The organism is Salsuginibacillus halophilus, from assembly GCF_003014715.1.
Lineage (GTDB): Bacteria > Bacillota > Bacilli > Bacillales > Marinococcaceae > Salsuginibacillus > Salsuginibacillus halophilus.
The window spans coordinates 129,087-146,935 of sequence record NZ_PYAV01000007.1; the positions used below are offsets into that span (position 1 = coordinate 129,087).

Annotated in this window: 16 protein-coding genes; 5 read left to right on the forward strand and 11 right to left on the reverse strand. The window is 46.3% G+C overall.

The genetic code is table 11. The annotated features are described in order from the left end of the window. Nucleotides 1-2: 2 nt before the first annotated feature. The 4 genes from safA to B0H94_RS08170 all read right to left on the reverse strand — a co-directional run bounded on the left by safA (nucleotide 3) and on the right by B0H94_RS08170 (nucleotide 4,487). Nucleotides 3-914, reverse strand: coding sequence for a SafA/ExsA family spore coat assembly protein (gene safA, locus B0H94_RS15420; protein WP_282432537.1), 912 nt, complete (start codon nucleotides 912-914; stop codon nucleotides 3-5). 75 nt (nucleotides 915-989) lie between these two features. After that, entirely contained in the window at nucleotides 990-2,099 is a 1,110-nt protein-coding gene (gene nadA, locus B0H94_RS08160; protein ID WP_106588776.1) for a quinolinate synthase NadA, read from the reverse strand. After that, a complete protein-coding gene (nadC, locus tag B0H94_RS08165) occupies nucleotides 2,096-2,932 on the reverse strand; it encodes a carboxylating nicotinate-nucleotide diphosphorylase (RefSeq protein WP_106588777.1) in 837 nt (278 codons plus the stop codon). The genes nadA and nadC overlap by 4 nt, the downstream gene beginning before the upstream one ends. Next, a complete protein-coding gene (locus tag B0H94_RS08170) occupies nucleotides 2,919-4,487 on the reverse strand; it encodes an L-aspartate oxidase (RefSeq protein WP_181315320.1) in 1,569 nt (522 codons plus the stop codon). The genes nadC and B0H94_RS08170 overlap by 14 nt, the downstream gene beginning before the upstream one ends. A gap of 105 nt (nucleotides 4,488-4,592) precedes the next feature. Between B0H94_RS08170 and B0H94_RS08175 the strand changes: the two genes are divergently transcribed. After that, nucleotides 4,593-5,750 carry an IscS subfamily cysteine desulfurase gene (locus B0H94_RS08175; RefSeq protein ID WP_106588779.1) on the forward strand — a complete coding sequence of 386 codons (1,158 nt, stop codon included), beginning with the start codon at nucleotides 4,593-4,595 and terminating at the stop codon, nucleotides 5,748-5,750. A 23-nt stretch (nucleotides 5,751-5,773) separates the two neighbouring features. Next, a complete protein-coding gene (locus B0H94_RS08180; RefSeq protein WP_106588780.1) occupies nucleotides 5,774-6,319 on the forward strand; it encodes a transcription repressor NadR in 546 nt (181 codons plus the stop codon). Between the two features lie 712 nt (nucleotides 6,320-7,031). On the opposite strand, the gene pheA is transcribed toward B0H94_RS08180, so the two are convergent. The 4 genes from pheA to B0H94_RS08200 form a co-directional block, all read right to left on the reverse strand. After that, a complete protein-coding gene (gene pheA, locus B0H94_RS08185) occupies nucleotides 7,032-7,946 on the reverse strand; it encodes a prephenate dehydratase (protein WP_106588781.1) in 915 nt (304 codons plus the stop codon). Nucleotides 7,947-7,983: 37 nt separating this feature from the next. Then, entirely contained in the window at nucleotides 7,984-8,391 is a 408-nt protein-coding gene (locus tag B0H94_RS08190; protein WP_427909942.1) for an ACT domain-containing protein, read from the reverse strand. Nucleotides 8,392-8,464: 73 nt separating this feature from the next. After that, the gene (gene obgE / locus B0H94_RS08195; protein ID WP_106588783.1) at nucleotides 8,465-9,745 is read right to left on the reverse strand and encodes a GTPase ObgE; all 1,281 of its coding nucleotides are present in this window, start codon (nucleotides 9,743-9,745) and stop codon (nucleotides 8,465-8,467) included. Nucleotides 9,746-9,751: 6 nt separating this feature from the next. Beyond that, nucleotides 9,752-10,285: a Spo0B domain-containing protein gene (locus tag B0H94_RS08200; RefSeq protein ID WP_181315321.1), complete on the reverse strand. Its 534-nt coding sequence runs from the start codon at nucleotides 10,283-10,285 to the stop codon at nucleotides 9,752-9,754. A 633-nt stretch (nucleotides 10,286-10,918) separates the two neighbouring features. Here B0H94_RS08200 and B0H94_RS08205 point away from each other — a divergent pair. From B0H94_RS08205 to B0H94_RS08215, 3 genes are read left to right on the forward strand one after another with little or no spacing between them, the layout of a single operon-like run. Then, nucleotides 10,919-11,719, forward strand: coding sequence for an ABC transporter ATP-binding protein (locus tag B0H94_RS08205; protein ID WP_106588785.1), 801 nt, complete (start codon nucleotides 10,919-10,921; stop codon nucleotides 11,717-11,719). Then, on the forward strand, nucleotides 11,700-12,473 hold the full coding sequence (locus B0H94_RS08210) for an ABC transporter permease (RefSeq protein WP_106588786.1): 774 nt from the start codon (nucleotides 11,700-11,702) through the stop codon (nucleotides 12,471-12,473). Before B0H94_RS08205 ends, B0H94_RS08210 begins: the two co-directional genes overlap by 20 nt. 25 nt (nucleotides 12,474-12,498) lie before the next feature. Continuing rightward, on the forward strand, nucleotides 12,499-13,509 hold the full coding sequence (locus B0H94_RS08215) for an aliphatic sulfonate ABC transporter substrate-binding protein (protein ID WP_106588787.1): 1,011 nt from the start codon (nucleotides 12,499-12,501) through the stop codon (nucleotides 13,507-13,509). A 673-nt stretch (nucleotides 13,510-14,182) separates the two neighbouring features. On the opposite strand, the gene hemY is transcribed toward B0H94_RS08215, so the two are convergent. From hemY to hemE, 3 genes are read right to left on the reverse strand one after another with little or no spacing between them, the layout of a single operon-like run. Further along, nucleotides 14,183-15,592, reverse strand: a complete 1,410-nt coding sequence (gene hemY, locus B0H94_RS08220) for a protoporphyrinogen oxidase (protein WP_106588788.1) — start codon at nucleotides 15,590-15,592, stop codon at nucleotides 14,183-14,185. A gap of 26 nt (nucleotides 15,593-15,618) precedes the next feature. Beyond that, the gene (gene hemH / locus B0H94_RS08225) at nucleotides 15,619-16,548 is read right to left on the reverse strand and encodes a ferrochelatase (RefSeq protein WP_106588789.1); all 930 of its coding nucleotides are present in this window, start codon (nucleotides 16,546-16,548) and stop codon (nucleotides 15,619-15,621) included. Between the two features lie 19 nt (nucleotides 16,549-16,567). Beyond that, nucleotides 16,568-17,599 carry a uroporphyrinogen decarboxylase gene (gene hemE, locus B0H94_RS08230; protein WP_106588790.1) on the reverse strand — a complete coding sequence of 344 codons (1,032 nt, stop codon included), beginning with the start codon at nucleotides 17,597-17,599 and terminating at the stop codon, nucleotides 16,568-16,570. Between the last annotated feature and the right edge of the window lie 250 nt (nucleotides 17,600-17,849).

Sequence of the window (17,849 nt, forward strand, 5' to 3'; positions counted from 1 at the left end):
ATTTACTGCATTGGTTTATCCCCGTCGTCCTCATACTCGTTCCGCGGCGATTGGTCCTGCCACTGATAACCAAAAGGCGGCATGGGCTCCCAGCCTGATTGAGGCATCTGCTGTGTGTAATTGCCCTGGTTAGGACCATTTGTATTCATATAATTTGCGTTCATATGATTCGGCTCATATGGCATCGGGCCAGACATCATTTGTGACGGCTGGTTGGGCCCACAAGGCATATCCCCTCCATGATACATCCATGGCGGTGCCGTCGATGGCGGAAACTGTCCGGCAGGTGCACATGGGGCGCAGCCAGGCATAATTGGCGTGACCGGGACACATTGCTGCATTGGCATCATTTTTGGCGGCCGCGGAACTGGCTTCGGCTTCGGCTTTGGTTTTGGTTTTGGTTTTGGTTTTGGTTTTGCTTTTGGTTTAGGCGCCGGCTTTGGCTTCGGTTTTGGTTTTGCTTCAAGCTCTTCTTTCGGCTTTGGCTTTGGCTTTGGTGCTGCCGGCTGATGGAAATGAACGTTAAGCTGCTGTTGTTGCGCAGTTTGTTTTTTCTGATGATATGTCGGTGCATACACAGGCATAGACGGCATGTGAACCGGCGGCATTTCCATCTTTGGTGGCTTCGGCTCTACCGGAGCTTCTTTTTTTGGCACAGGCTGTTCTTTTTTCGGTACAGGTTGCTCTTTTTTCGGAACATGCGGCTTCTTTTCCTCTTTTGGCTGCGGCGGCTGAACAGGTGCTTCTTTTTTAGCCGGAACTTCTTTTCCCGGAATTTTGATTTTCATGCCGGGCATAATCATATCAGGATCGGCTAAGTGAGCGTTTGCGGCTTTTAATTCTTCAAAGTTCACACCGTACGTTTGCGCCAGCTTCCAGAGGGTATCGCCTTTCTGGACAATATGAATTTTCACAATCAGCTCCCCCTTCTGCATCACGATCATTACAGAATATGAGGGCTGTGACGGGCTTATGCGTATTGCTTATCGTTATGCCTGTGCAAGCATCCGCTCAAGTGCTTGCAACGCCTCGGTCTGTACCTGCTTTGGAACTTGAATTTCATGCTGCGGCTCAGGGGTGCCAGCAGCAATATGGTCTAAACACCACGCCAAATGCGCAAGGTCAATTCGGTTCATTGTTAAGCAGGGGCACATCGCCGGATTTAAAGAATGAATACTAAGGTGAGGATGCTCTTCTGCAAGCCGGTTTACTAAGTTCATTTCTGTACCGACCGCCCATTTGCTATTTGCTGGCGCGGCTTGAATGGTATCAATAATTTTTTTCGTAGATCCGGATTCATCCGCCTGTTGTACAACGTCCCATGTACACTCAGGATGAACAATAATACGCCGGTCTCGTTCATCGCTTCGCACATTTTTAATTTGTTCAGTTGTAAACTTCTCATGTACACTGCAGTGACCTTTCCATAAGATGATACGTATATCTTCAAGCGGACGTTCGTGCACCAGCTCTTCTTTCATTGGATCCCAAACAGCCATTTCATCAAGACCGATGCCTAATTCATAGGCAGTGTTTCGGCCTAAATGCTGATCCGGAAGAAATAAAATCCGCTCTTTTTGTTCAAACGCCCACTCAAGCATTCGTCCAGCATTTGATGAAGTTAGTGTCGCGCCGCCCCGCTTCCCGCAAAACGCTTTAATGGCAGCCGTGGAATTTACGTAAGTTAACGGGAGCACCGTAGGACCAAACCATTGAGACAGCTTCTCCCACGCGCGTTCAGTCTGCTTTAAATCAGCCATATCGGCCATTGAGCAGCCGGCACGATGGTCCGGAAGAAACACCCGCTGTTTTTCCGTCGTTAAAATATCTGCTGTTTCAGCCATAAAATGAACACCGCAAAACACGATATACGCCGCCTCGGTTTGATCTGCTGCCTGCCTGGCAAGCTGAAGCGAATCTCCGCGTTCATCTGTAAATTGAATGACTTCATTCTTTTGATAATGATGCCCCGGCATATACAAACGTTCCCCTAAAGAAGCTTTTACTTTAGCGACACGCTCTTTTAACTCATCATCGCTCATCGTCCGATACATTTCTGGTATGGACGAAGCTTCCTGAAATACATCAAGTACACTCATACTTTTGCTCCTTTCATAATATAAAAACTAATATCAAGCGCCCTGCTGCTATGCGTTAACGCACCGAGCGATATAAAATCAACCGGACACGTTCGATACATATGAAGATTTTCAAGCGTGATTCCGCCGGAAACTTCGGTTTGCTGAAACGGCTTCACGAGTTTGCACGCTTTATGAACTTGTTCAGGCGTCATATTATCAAACATCACAATGTCTGCTTTTGTATTGGCTGCTTCTTGAACTTCTTCTAACGTAGAAGCCTCAACTTCAACCTTCTGGCTTAAACCTGCATATGCTTTTGCGGCTGCGACAGCTTGGGTTAGCGATCCGGCGGCTTGAATATCGTTTTCTTTCAGCATGATTAAATCGCTTAAATCCCTTCGGTGATTCTTCCCACCTCCGCAGCGTACTGCGTATTTTTCATACATCCGCAGTCCCGGTGTTGTTTTTCTCGTATCGACAACTTCCGGTCCGTTTGGTGAGAGCTCTTTCACCGCCTTTTGGGTATGAGTTGCAATTCCGGACATTCGCTGTATTAAATTTAAAATAACCCGCTCCTGCTGCAGAAGAGATTCACTTCTTGCTGTAACTCGTGCTAGTTCGTCACCAGCGGCGAAACACTCTCCATCCTTAACGTGCAGCATTACATCTGCGTTTGCATCGAGCAGCTTAACCCCTCTCTCAAGTAATCCAGCTCCGGCAAACACTCCATCTTCTTTTGCAATCCACCCCCCGGTTTGTTCGTTATCATTGTACATATCTCTGCACGGATCATCGCCTAAATCTTCAAGGAAAAATCGACGCAAATCATTTTCAACTTTAAACATATTCATTGGCTAACCTCCTTGCGATCGGGGGCTTGTGTTCAGCCGTCAACTTTTCACCCCGAGTGTGCACAAGCCAGTAACTGTTGTCTCGATCTTCAACATCACCTTGCAGCGCATGTGCACCTAACGAAGATTTACGTGCCTGCATCGACTCACACATTAAGCGTGCTAAACGATATTGAAATGCAGCTTCTATCTCTTTACGCGCTGGTCGAACTTTTTTCCGCTCTTCGCTAGGCGCTGTAAGACGCGTTGACAAAAGCTCTAATTTTTGCCGGCTCCGGAGCGGTCCTGCATAACATTGCATAAAACGACCAATAACTGTTGCAGATAATGGCGAATCCATTGGAAGGTCATACGTTTGAATAGCTGCTTGTTTTGACTTGTCATTGTTCACAACTTCACATACTCGGGTAACAAGCGTTGGAATAAATGCGACTGCTTCAAGGAGTGAATTACTCGCTAAACGGTTGGCTCCGTGAACACCAGTATAGGCGGTTTCTCCAATGGCAAATAAACCAGCTACTGATGTCTCCATCGCCTCATCAACCACAACGCCACCCATCATGTAATGCGCACCGGCACGAACAGGGATCGGTGTTTGTTTCAACGCCGCCCCGTCTTTGGTCAATTTTTTATAGATGTTTGGATAACGTCCTACTAGATCCTTAACTTCACTTATATCAAGCGCCGGAGACTTTCCTTGTTGATCTGCCACTTCTACCGCCCGCGCAGTAACATCACGTCCAGCAAGACTTCCACCCATTAATGGCGAAATTAACAGCTCACCTTCACCGTCAACCAGCTGTGCCCCGTCTCCCCGCAGCGCTTCAGTTAAAAGCATCCCTTTGCATCCTGCGCCAGAAGCAATTGTTGGGTGAAACTGCACAAACTCTAAATCGCACAATTCAGCCCCGGCATCATAAGCCAGCATATACCCTTCACCGGTTGCTTCATCTGAATTTGACGTCCACGTATAAAGCTGTCCGGACCCACCGGTTGCAAGTACGACTGCAGAGGCGCTATACGTATGAACTTCGCCATATGTACTCACTGTGCTCACCCCTGTACAGTGACGCCCCTGTGTATGAATTTGAAATGCCGTTTCGCCTTCTTTACATATCACAGTTTCAGGAAGGTTGGCTGTTAGGACCTGCATAATTGAAGATCCTGTCCCATCTTTTGAGGTATGGGCAATGCGCGGGTATTGATGCGCTCCTTCTTTGCTTAAGCAAAATGTGCCGTCTGGAAACTTTGTAAACGAAACTCCGAGCTGTTCAAGCCAGCGAATCACTGCCCCGCTACTTGCAGTCATATCTTCTACCCGCTTTTGGTTATGGTGGTATCCTCCGGCATTTAGCGTATCCGCAGCATGCTGTTTCGCATAATCCTCTTTATGAAGGGCTGCGGCAATCCCGCCTTGAGCGAGCACAGAATTTCCCTTACCGATGTGTGTCTTACTTATAAGTGTTACCTCCATATGCGTTGACAATTGATGTGCTGCTGCCAGACCGGCTAAACCGGCCCCGATGATGATGCAGTCGGTCCACTTCGCTTTCATCATGACCGCCCCTTTAACTTTACACTTTACTTTACACATGTCTTGACACCCATCGTTACACAAAATTAAACTAAAAGCAATAACTTTTACGTCAGGAGCGAAGCCATGATTTATCTTGATTATGCAGCAACGACACCGATGTCAAAGACAGCGCTCAAGGTATACAACGAAGCTGCTGAAACGTTTTTCGCCAATCCGAGCAGCCTTCATGACGCAGGAGGTAAAACTGCTTATGCATTAAATTCAGCACGCCGCAGCATCGCCAGACTGTTGCACGTCGATTCGGAAAGTGTGCATTTTACAGGGAGCGGTTCAGAGGCGAACATCCTGCCGATCCTTGCCACTGCGCGAGCAAATCGAGGTGCAAAAAACGTAATCGCTGCAAGCCCGCTAGAACATCCTTCCGTTTATACAGCCTTACGCATGCTCGAAACGGAAGGATTCACGATTCAATGGCTCCCTGTTGATTTTTATGGACGCATCTTGCCAGAAACCCTTGAAAACGTGCTCAACGAACAAACATGTCTTTGTGTCATCGGTCATGCCAGTGCTGATTTTGGCACAATCCAGCCACTCGCTGAACTTGCCTGCATTTCTGCAGCAAAGGACATTCCCTTTCACAGTGACTGCGTGCAGACATTTGGAAAAATACCACTTCCATTACTTGCTGAAAGTGGTGTAACTTCAATCGCCGTATCCGCCCATAAAGTACACGGACCTGTTGGAACCGGTGCATGCTGGATTGATTCAAAAACAAAGGTTCATACCCTTCCCGGCGTCACGCACGAAAATGGGCTACGCCCCGGAACGGTGGACACAGCAGGTGCTTTAAGCTTTGCGGCTGCAGCCGAAGAAGCTGTGAGTAATCAAGCGGCTGAAGCTGAGCGCCTTGCTGGACTAACGACAACGTTTTTACAAACCGGGCGTGAATCGCTTGGCATTATACCTTTTCACCCTCCGCTTCCTGAACGACTACCTCATTTTGCTGTTTTTCAGATGGAAACTATTGAAGGACAATGGATCATGTTAGAATTAAATCGAAGAGGCATCGCCGCAGCTACAGGCAGTGCCTGCACAACAGGCAGTGGTGAGCCTTCACCAGCTTTGAAAGCTGCCGGTCGAACTGATGCCGAAGCTTTCGCACTCGTCAGGCTTTCCTTCGGAAAAAGCACGACAAAAAAGGAAGTAGCTGACACGCTTACAGCTCTATCTGAGATCTATGCTGAGTTTAAGCAGTCAGCTGGCATTCCAGTTAGGTTATAAATATGAAAGAGGAGTATAAATCAATGGCAGAAAAGCAATTTCAAGATAAAATGAAAGGCAACGAACGCCGCAACTTCATTTTGCGGCTTTTGCAGTCTTCTGCTGAAGCTGTGACTGGCGGGGAACTTGCCGATAAAACAAATGTGAGCCGGCAGATCATTGTACAAGATATATCAATTTTAAAAGCACACAATCACCCCATCATTGCCACCTCTCAAGGATACATTTTCATGCATGAAGAAGGACACAGCCGCACGGAACGCGTCTTTGCCTGCCGGCACGAAAGCAGCCCTGATGTTACTGAAGATGAACTTGCCCTCATTGTTGAACACGGAGGGTCTATTGTGAATGTCGTCATTGAACATCAACTTTATGGTGATTTAACTGCTGCGTTGCAGCTGCATACGCTGCAGGATGTACAAAAATTTATTAGCCGCTTAAAAGCAACGAAAGCGCCGCTTTTATCACAACTGACAGATGGGGTGCATTTACACACTGTAACTGCTGATTCAGAAGAACAGCTTGATGAGATTGAACAAGCCTTACAAGCCAAAGGTTTTCTTTTATAACAAACCGACCTCGATTTCTATTGCGACACACACCAAGCGAAGCGAGCTTAACATCTCCATAACGAAAACAACCGTACCTAAGATTTAGGTACGGTTGCAGACTGTCGACAAAGTACAAAACTAACATTCACGGACAGCTTATTGCTACGAGCTCCGGGGGCTGGCGTATTAAGAGGATAAAACCGAATCATGAACGTAACCTTCACGCCAGACGGACGCTTTCCCGAGGGCTTGGCTTCAGCTAACTTTTTTCGAATGGTCTTCATTCGAAAAAGTGGATCTTCAGCCTGCGCTTGATCCTCTGGGAGTCGCCGTCTTTCGTTTCGGTCACTTGTTAGTTAACGGATCATTACGTATTCCCATTGTATATGGTTCGTTTTGACCGCTCATGAAGCGTCATGATGAAATTGATTCATGTAGCTATTACTTGATCAAAAAGGTCTCTACAATTCTTGACCATGAAATTAAACAAGGCTGACGAGCATCGGCGGCGACGCCACCAGGAACAGCGCGAGACGAAAATCCCCCAGGAAGCAGTTGCCTGCCAAGGAGGTTGAGGAGGTATAAGAGGCTAAGAAGACACGGTGACTTCAAGCGCTAGCGCAGATCAAGCCGATGTCGCACTTGTGCCCTATGGGTGCAAGTGTCCGCCGAAATGTGAAGTCAGCCATAGCTGATCTTAAAAGCTTGTCTTCGTGCTGAAAAACCGTACCTATGATTCAGGTACGGTTTTTTCTGCGTGTTTTTCATCTTCTGTCTCGGTACGAGATGGAAGGGCGTGGCAGGAGTAACTTCCTAAAATGCGGACGCTGCAGTTGAGAGCTTCTAACTCTGCGACGACGCCAGGCATAAGCACTTCATCCATCCCATGATTAACATCAATGATGAAAAAGTAATTCCCTAGCCCGGTTTTCATCGGACGTGACTCAATTTTGGACAAGTTCAAACGGCGCCAAGAGAAAGCAGATAATACTTGATGCAATGCACCGGAATAGTCCGTTGGAAGTGAAATCATCAACGTGGTTTTCACGCCTGTTTTCGGCGCTTGATATGCCGGGAGTGTTTCTGGGTGATTTTTTCGTGCCAGCACAACGAAGCGGGTATGATTCTTCTCATAATCATGAATCTGCGTTTTTACCTGGACAAGTCCGTACTGTTTCGCCGCAAGTTCGTTAGCGACCGCTCCGATCGGTTCATCCGGGTTCTCTGCGACTTTTGCCGCGGCTGCACCTGTTGAATCTACCGATGCGAGCGTTGCCTCCGGCAGTTCTTCTCGGAAAAAATCATGACACTGTGCGATCGCATGTGGATGCGAATAGACCGTTTCTAATTCCGCAAGCCTTTCCGCTTGATCAGGGTGAACAAGCAGGTGCTGTTCAATTGGCACGATGATTTCACCTGCAATCGGCAAATCACGTTTATGAATTAAATGGTCGAGCGTCATGTTCACAGATCCCTCAATTGCATTTTCAAGCGGAACTAGTGCAACATCTACTTCTTCTGAAGCAACTGCATCCATACTTTCATGAATTGTTGTAAATGGCTGCTTTTCAACCTCGGAAAACAACGCATCAACTGCTAGTTCCGTAAATGTACCTTGAGGGCCTAAATAACCAACCGTTGCCACGTAGCATCGTCCTTTCTTTTTTGCTGCAAGTTCTAGGCTAAGAGCCTGAGCCTATAACCTCAACTCTGTCAACAGCGTCCATTTCCTTAATGTCTTTTACGAGTTCACGCACTTCTACAGTAATAGAACCGGTATCAATCGTCAATGTTATATTGGCCCGTCCCTGCAATGGAATCGTTTGATTGATCGTTAGCACATTTGCCTCAGTTTCAGCTACAATACCAAGCAGCTTAGACAATGTGCCCGACTGATCGCGCAAATGAATCGAAAGCGTTATAATCTGCTCTTTAATCATCGCATGAAAGGGAAAAATCGCATCGCGGTATTTATAAAATGCACTTCTGCTTAAATCAACTGACTCAACTGCTTCTGCAACTTTCGTGGCTCTGCCAGTCTCAAGCAGCTCTTTTGCATCAAGGGTTTTCTGCATCGCATCTGTCAACATATCCTGACGTACTAAATAAAAGTGGTCAATCCGGTCTGCCAACTTCATTTCCCCCTTTTACAACCTAAGGGTTTTATTCTACAAACTCAAATTCAAAATCTGATAACCGAACCGTATCCCCGTCTTCTGCACCTTTTTCACGCAACGCCTCATCTACACCCATATGACGCATCTTCTGCGTCAAGCGGCGTACCGATTCTTCACGACTCATATCCGTCATTTGATACATCCGCTCAATTTCATCACCACGGATCACAAAGGCCCCATCATCATCGCGCGTAATGTAAAACGGCGATTCTTCCGGTGTATAACGGTACACAACCTGCGTTTCTTCCTCTTCTTCGTACATAGGAAATTCCGGGGTTTCATCAATTAATGCTGCAACATCGCGGAACAAGGGTTCTAAGCCATCTTTTGTCAATGCTGAAACTGGATAAATCGGAATATCTTCTTCAAGCTGCTCTTGAAACAATTCAAGGTGCGCTTCGCTATCAGGCATATCCATTTTATTAGCTACAATAACTTGTGGGCGCTCTAATAGACGAAGGTTGTAGGCTTCAAGCTCTTCGTTAATCGTTTCGTAATCTTCAAATGGATCGCGTCCTTCAAGACCTGACATATCAATGACATGAATAATAACGCGCGTCCGTTCGATATGCCTTAAAAATTGATACCCTAAACCTACACCTTCATGAGCCCCTTGGAGCAGTCCCGGTAAATCAGCCATCACAAAGCTGTTCCCATCTGATGGAGATACAACACCTAAGTTCGGCTGAAGCGTGGTAAAGTGGTAATCTGCAATTTTCGGCTTCGCTGAAGAAGCAACAGATAAAAGCGTCGATTTACCGACACTCGGAAAACCGACGAGCCCGGCATCAGCTAATACTTTTAACTCAAGGGTGATCTCACGCTCATCTCCTGGCTCTCCGTTTTCAGCGTGCTCCGGCGCAGGGTTGGCAGATGAAGCAAACCGTGTGTTTCCACGACCGCCACGGCCGCCTTTAACAATGACCGCCCGCTGTTTATGCTCGGTTAAATCTGCAATGACTTGGTTTGTCGCGGCATCACGCACCGTTGTCCCTGGTGGTACCTGTACAACCATATCTTCTGCATTCTTTCCGTGCTGACCTTTAGAGCGGCCGTTTTCACCACGTGGCGCTTTATAATGTTTTTGATAGCGAAAATCCATTAATGTACGCAAACCCTCATCAACTTCAAAAATGACACTAGCACCGCGTCCACCGTCGCCGCCGGCAGGACCGCCTTCAGGTACAAACTTTTCACGCCGGAAAGCCACAATCCCGTGCCCTCCGTCGCCTGCTTTCGTATAAACTTTCACATGATCTACAAACATGTTCTTTCACCCCAGCTTTACATTCATCGTGACGTGCATGCCGCTTTCATCTGCGTCCCAGCTTTGTATCGTACCTTGCTGTTCACATGCAGTAAGCTCACTTTCTAATACTGTAAGATTTCCCGGTACAAAGGCAGCTCTAACTTCTACAAAAAATTCAGGTTCCGTTTGCAATCGTACGTCAGCGTGACCAGTACTTGATGCTTGTTCACTTTGACGCTCTGCAACCTGCATAACTTCACTCAATCGGGCAGCAAGTACTTCATCTGCTGAGAAGCAGTCATAAGCGGCGCCTGCAACTTCCACGTGAAGTTTCACTGCAGGCGCATACCAATTATACGTTAATAGATAAAATGCTGTCTTCGGCAGATTTAAATTTGTTAATTTACCTTCATTCCGCCAGATGTCGACAAGTTCATCTAAATGTTGTTTTGCCTCTTCTGATTTATTTAATGCAAGCTTTCCCTGCACGAGCTGAATTTTGTTCAACCATTCATGGCGAGCATTTCGTAAAAGGTGCAATGTATCATTTTCATCCAATGTCATTTCCTCCAGCATCCGGCATCATCACTGCTAATCATTGTACCACAGGTCACTCCAAACGAGAAAAGCAGGATCAAGCACCTTACCTGACAAAAGAAAACTTTCAGCGTGTAGACAAACTTTTAAGAAAACCGGAGGCTGATGTCGCTTTTCGGCTCGTTATTCTGCGTAGACGTCGCCGCCGATGCTTGTCAGCCTTGTTTAATTTCATGGTCAAGAATTGTAGAGACCTTTTTGATCAAGCAATAACTACATGAATCAGTTTCATCATGATGCTTCATGAACGATCAAAGCGAACCATAAACGAAAGACGGCGATTCCTAAAGGACCAAGTGCAGGCTGAAATCAAGCCCTCGGGAAAGCGTCCGTCTGAAAGTGAAGGTTACGTTCATGATTCGGTTTTTTCTCTGAATAGACCAACCCGCGGGATTTGGAGTATTAAGTTGTTCGTGAGTGTTAGGTTTTGTACTTTGTCTACACGCTGCTTTTTTCTTTCAACAACTTTAAATACAATTTTACAAAGCTTTGAAAAATTCATTGACACATTTTTGTAGTCTGCGTATATTAATATCATATAAAACATATTAACTTAATATGGATTATCGATTTAAAGATTGTCGAGGTGGAGACATGGCTGATGTAGATATTGTCAACGTTGAGAAAACTTTTAGCGGCGGGAAAGAAGACTCCCCATTCACAGTGTTTCAAGATGTAAATCTGTCCGTTGACTCAGGAGAATTTGTTTCACTGCTTGGGCCTTCAGGTTGCGGTAAATCGACCCTGCTAAACATCGTTGCCGGACTGGATGAGGCCACAGCCGGCAAAGTAACAAGCGACGATAAAGCAATCGTTAAACCTGGTCCGGACCGAGGTGTCGTATTTCAAGAACCTGCTTTAATGCCGTGGTTAAACGTGAAAGAAAACGTGAAATTCGGTTTGAAAAAACATAAGCTTTCCAAAGAAGAAGCCGAAGATCGCGCCGTTCACTTTTTAAAGCTTGTACACCTCGGAAAGTTTATGAACGCCTTCCCTCACGAACTGTCCGGCGGAATGAAACAGCGTGTAGCGATCGCCCGCGCGCTTGCGATGAATCCTGATGTACTGTTAATGGATGAACCTTTTGGTGCCCTTGATGAGCAAACCCGCAGTATGCTTCACGAAGAGGTGCAGTCTATCTGGGAAGAAACAAAAAAAACAATCTTGTTTGTTACACACAACATTCGAGAAGCGATCCTTTTATCCGACCGCATTGTACTCATGGGTACGCGTCCGGGACGGATCATGGAAGTGTTCGATGTCAATATCGAGCGTCCACGTAAAACTTCAGATCCGGATTTTATAACTTTAGAAGAACGCATTAATGATCAGCTGAAAGGTGAAATTCATAAAGTGATGAGGGAGGAAATGGGCGATGGGTACGGCGGTGCGTAGACTAATATTTTTTGCATCTTTATTGATCCTCTGGGAAGCCGTCTATCAATTGAACACGGTTTATGAGTTTCGTTCAGATGCATTGCCTTCATTTTTATTAACATTGCAGCAATTGTATGTCGGATTTTTTGAAACGCAAATCTTACTCGATGCAACCGTGCAGAGCATTTACCGGATTGTCGTCGGCTTCATTATAGCTGTCATTGTCGGTACAGCTATCGGGATCTGGCTCGCCCGTTCCAAAATCGCAGATGAAACAGTCGGCTCTCTTGTGATTGCGCTGCAAAGCATTCCAAGTATCGTATGGCTGCCGCTGATGCTTATCATTTACGGATCTGTTGGGACTGGACCGATCATTACCGTCGTTGCGCTCGCAGGAGCATGGGTAATGATCTCAAATATGCGGATGGGGATAAAATCAGTTGACCCGCTACTCTTAAGAGCCTCACGCACGATGGGTTATCAAGGTTCAGAGCTTGTTTGGAAAGTTATGATCCCAGCTAGCATCCCTACTTTTTTATCAGCAACACGACTCGCCTGGGCTTTTGGGTGGCGGGCATTAATGGCTGCAGAACTTCTCGGCACAGGAGGTCTCGGCCGGACCTTAATGGATGCGCGCGACTTTTATAACTTTGAGCTCGTTATTTCAATTATGATTATCATTGCAACAATCGGATTGATTATGGAGTACTTTGTATTTAATAAGATTGAACGACGAGTGTTTCACCGTTACGGGCTAGAAAGCCAAGGATAATATATTTTTAAAGGAGAGATGAACATTGAAAAGACAATTACTTGCAAGTGCAGGCGCAGCCGTCCTTTTATTCACAGCCGGCTGCGGTGGAGATGATGCGGCAGGCGGAGAAGGCCAAGGGGATATTAACATTGGCTATTTCCCTAACTTGGACCACGCCGCTGGTTTAGTCGGCAAACAAGAAGGATTTTTTGACCAACACTTAGAAGGCGTATCCACCAATTACACTCACTTTCCAAACGGAAATGATTTTATTGAAGCTCTCGATACCGGCTCGCTTGATATTGGTTATGTCGGGCCTGGACCGGCCATTAACTACTATTTACAAGGCGGGGATGTCCAAATATTAAGTGGGGCAGCAAACGGGGCAACCTTAATTGTATCTTCAGAAGATTCAGGGATTAAAGAACTTGAAGATTTTGATGGAAAGTCTTTCTGCACACCTGGGAATGGCTGCACGCATAACGTTCAACTTGAAATTATGCTAAAGGATTTAGGTCTTGAATCTGAACGCGTCGGTGGAACTGTTGAACACCAATCCCGTGTTGACCCTGCTTCGATGACGATGCGCTTTCAAGAAGGCGAAGTCGATGCTGCTGCTGCTCCGGAACCTTGGGGCACTTATTTAGTCGAAGAGTATAATGCAAATGTTGTGACGGAATGGAACGATGTTTTCGTTGGCGAAACGCTGCCAAGTGTCGTTTTAGTCGCTTCTAGCGAGTTTGTAGATGAACATCCTGAAAAAGTTGAATCCGTCCTCGCAGCACATAAAGAATCGATTGCATTTATCGATGAAAATGAAGAAGAAACGCTTGAAGCAGTTAATGACTACATTTATGAGTTATCTCAACAGCGTTTTTCAGATGACGTGCTCACAAATGCTTGGGAACGGATGAACATTTCTGCAGATGTTGATGCAGAAACCTTGCAGGAATGGGCAGATGCTTCCTATGATTTACAGTTTCTAGATGAAGAACCTGATCTAGACGGGTTTGTAAACACAGAACTGCTTGAAGAAGTAGAAGAAGAATCGTAAACGAGAAAAAGGAGAAGCCAAATGATGGCTTCTCCTCTTAGCATGTAGACAAACTTTCAAGAAGAGCGAAGGCTGACGTCGCTTTTCGGCGGACGCCTGCACCCGGAGGGCACACGTGCGACATCGGGGTTTGACCTGCGCTGACGCTTGATCTCACCGTGTCTTCTTAGCCCCCGTCACGGCCTCAACTTCCTCGGCAGGAAACCACTACCTCGGGATTTTCGGCTCGTACTGTTACCGTGGGCGTCGTCGCCGATGCTCGTCAGCCTTGCGTCATTTAATGGTCATGAATTGTAGAGATCACTTTGGTCAAGCAGCATCTACATGAATCAATTTCATCATGACGCTTCATGAGCGATCAAAACGAACCATATACAATGGGAATCTTTAATGATCAGTTAACTAACAAGTGACCGAAACAAAAGACGGCGACTCCCAGAGGATTAAGCGCAGGCTGAAGATCCACTTGTTCGAATGAAGACCATTCGAACAAGTTAGCTGAAGGCAAGCCCTCGGGAAAGCGTCCGTCTGAAAGTGTAGGTTACGTTCATGATTCCGTTTTATAAGGCAGCTCACGGCTCGAAATAGTAAGCTGTAGATGAACGTTATATTTTGTGCTTAAGCGACAGTTTAAACAGTTTAAAAGGAGAAGCCAAATGATGGCTTCTCCTTTTTATGATTGCCCCTGCACGAGTGACAACAAGTTGTAGGCTGCTTTTTCTCCTTGCGTAACACAATCCGGCAGACCAATACCACCAAAAGAAGCTCCCGTTACATACAATCCTGGAAACTCTTCTTCTAAATGCGTCTCAATTGCTTGAACTTTATCTTTATGGCCAACCAAATACTGCGGCATTGAGTTCCGCCACCGGGTAACAACTGAAAATTCCGGCTCACCTTTTAACGGCATAATCCGCTTCAAGTCATTCACCGCCCGCTCTACAATCGTTTCATCACTTTCAGAAACAATATCTTCCTGCCCCGGACGACCAACGTAAGTCCGCAACAATCCTTTTCCTTCCGGCGCTGTATGCGACCACTTGCGATGGGTAAACGTACACGCAGTAATATCATAATTCGCTTTATCAGCAACTAAAAAGCCAGTACCTTCAAGCGTAATATCATCCAGCTGGGTTTGATCAAAGCCCATAGCGACTGTGGCGACTGTCGTAGCTGGTGCTTCACTTAAACGTTCATTACCGGAAAAAGACGGGATCATCTCAGGAATCAAATGATGCGGCACCGTAAGCAGCACACGATCAAACCAGTCTGTCGTTCCATCTGCAAACGTTAAACGAAGCCCATCACTCTCTCGGCTAATCTCCGACAACGTACAGCCAAGACGTACAGCATCTTCATCAAGGTGCCGATGAATCGCATCTACAAGCGATGATAAACCATATTTAAATGAACGAAACATTGCCTGCTCTGCCGATGGACCTTCCTGCTTTTCTTTTGAAGCAGCTTGTGATTTTTTCATCCCTTTGATGAGACTACGGTCTTCTTCTTCCATGCGGCGGAACTGGGGAAACGTCGCTTCTAGACTCAAGTGATCAATGTCTCCCGCATAAATCCCGGATAACAGCGGCTCAATTAATTGATCAACGACGGCATGACCTAAACGACGCCGGAAGAAACCACCCACCGACTCATCAGCAGTCTGCCCCCCACGCGGCAGCATGAGATCCATCGCCGCCCTGGCTTTCGCTGCTGGTGAAAATAACGAAGAAGCTGCAAACGGTGCAAACTTCGTCGGTATCCCCATCACCGCTCCTCCCGGCATTGAATGCATCCGGCCTTTGCTTAAAATTGATGCCCCTTTCGCGTCATTTGGTACGATTTCTTCATCCATACCTACCTCTTTTGCGAGCTTAAACACCCCGGGTTTACGGGCAAGAAAGGAGTCCGGGCCGCGTTCGATGAGATAGCCCTGCTCTTTATGCGTACGGATCTTTCCACCAAGCTCTTCATTTGCTTCAAAGAGCTCTACGTGCGCATCGAGTTGCTCGGTCAATATTTCTTTTTGCATGTAGTAAGCGGCGCTTAACCCTGTAATTCCACCGCCAATAACCGCAATTTTCATCTTTCACTCCCGCCTCACGTTCAAATTTATGCGTTGGTTAGACGGTGCAGCACAACGTCAGCCAAACCATCAATGAAAAATGGTTTCGCATTTGGCATTTCCGGCCGGCGGTAACCGACATTTAGTTCATCAGTTACATCCTTACACTCAATATCGTTATCATAAAGGACTTCCAAATGGTCAGCTACAAAACCAACCGGGCAGTAAATAAACGTATCATACCCATGCTCTTCGTATAAATCGCGGGTTAAATCCTGCACATCCGGCCCAATCCAAGGATCCGGCGTGTTACCTTCACTCTGCCATCCAATCGCATAGTTTGGTACATCAGCCTGCTCCGAAATTAAGCGGGCCGTCTCTTCAAGCTGCTCCGGATACGGATCGCCATTATTAATAATCTTTTCCGGAAGGCTGTGAGCGGAGAAGATTACGACACTGTTCTTTTCATTCTCAAGTTCATCTAACGTTTTACGCACATTTTCTGCCCAGAATTGAATGAATTTCGGGTCATCATACCAGCTTTCAACACTTTGAATCTTCGGACCATCAATTCGTTCAGATTCTTCCTGCGCACGCCCGTTGTACGACTTAACACTGAACGTAGAGAAGTGCGGCGCAAGGACGATACTGACCGCTTCGTCAATTCCGTCTTCTTTCATCTGCTGCACCGCATCTTCAATAAATGGATCTATATGTTTCAAGCCTAAATATGCTTTAAATTCATAAGCATCGCTGCGCTCATTTAACCGCTGCTCTAACGCATACATCTGCTCGTCTGTAATGCGAGCTAGTGGTGAGATGCCACCAATTGCTTCGTAACGGCTGATTAAGTCGTTTAACGCTTCTTCTTCCGGCGGACGTCCGCGGCGGATATGCGTATAGTAAGGCTCTACTTCTTCAATACTGCGCGGTGTACCGTAAGCCATAACTAGAAGACCTATTTTTTTCTCTGCCATCCTGAATTCCTCCCACGGTTTATTTTGTATGCTCATGCACAAGTGCTGTCAGCTTTTTCAATGTTTCCGGTTGTACCTCCGGCAAAACACCGTGTCCTAGATTAAAAATATACCCTGAGTCACCTTCAGCTTGTGCAAGGATCTCTTTAGCACGTTTTTCTACAACTTCCCACGGTGCTAAAAGAATCGTCGGATCAAGGTTTCCTTGCAGCGTCTTTTTCACACCAAGGGCCCTCGCTTCTGGAACAGACATCCGCCAGTCAAGGCCGATAACGTCGACATCAAGGTCATCCCACTCTTTAATTAAATGCCCGGCACCAACACCGAACGTAATCAGTGGCACACCAGTCTCACGAAGCTCACTGAAAATACGTTCCATGTACGGCTTCACAAACGTCCGGTAGTCTGCAACATTTAATGTGCCTACCCAGGAGTCAAAGACTTGCAGTGCCTGAGCGCCTGCTGAGACATGACTCTTCGCATAAGTAATTACAAGGGTACTCAACTTATCCATCAAAGCGTGCCAAACCTCCGGGGAACCGTACATCATCGTTTTAAGCTTATGATAATTTTTTGAAGGTCCACCTTCAATCATGTAACTCGCAAGCGTAAACGGTGCCCCACTGAAGGAAATAAGCGGTACATTTAACTGCTCCCGCAGAAGCCGAATCGTATCCAATACGTATGGTACGTCCCGCTCTGGATCAATCTCTCCAAGCTGCTCAACATCCGCCATTGTTTCAATTGGGTTATCAATGACCGGACCTACGCCCGGCTTAATTTCCACATCAACACCGATCGGTGGCAGCGGGGTCATAATATCTTTGTATAAAATTGCTGCATCGTTGTTATACTGCTCAACCGGAAGCCGGGTAACATATGCACAAAGTTCCGGGTCACGCGTGATTTCAAATAAAGAATACTTCTCTTTGAGTGCCCGGTACTCCGGCTGGGAACGCCCTGCCTGCCGCATATACCAAACCGGGGTGTGCGACACTTCTTCCTGCCGGCAAGCGCGTAAAAAAGTATCATTGAACTTTTGTTCTGCCATCTCTGTCCTCTCCTTTTAACCAGATCACTATCCATCAAAAACGATTAAGTTGTATCAACGATTACGTACCTATTTCCATTATCAAAGATACTCGTTATAAGCCTATTTGTATAGTGATAGGCAACAACGTTCAAAAAATCGCTATACTGAGGTGATCAAGACAAGTGAATAATGTTGTAGACCAGCGGTGGATGATCTCACTATTTGGCTCCCTATGATCCAAAAGTCGTTGCGTGTAAATAAACAAGGG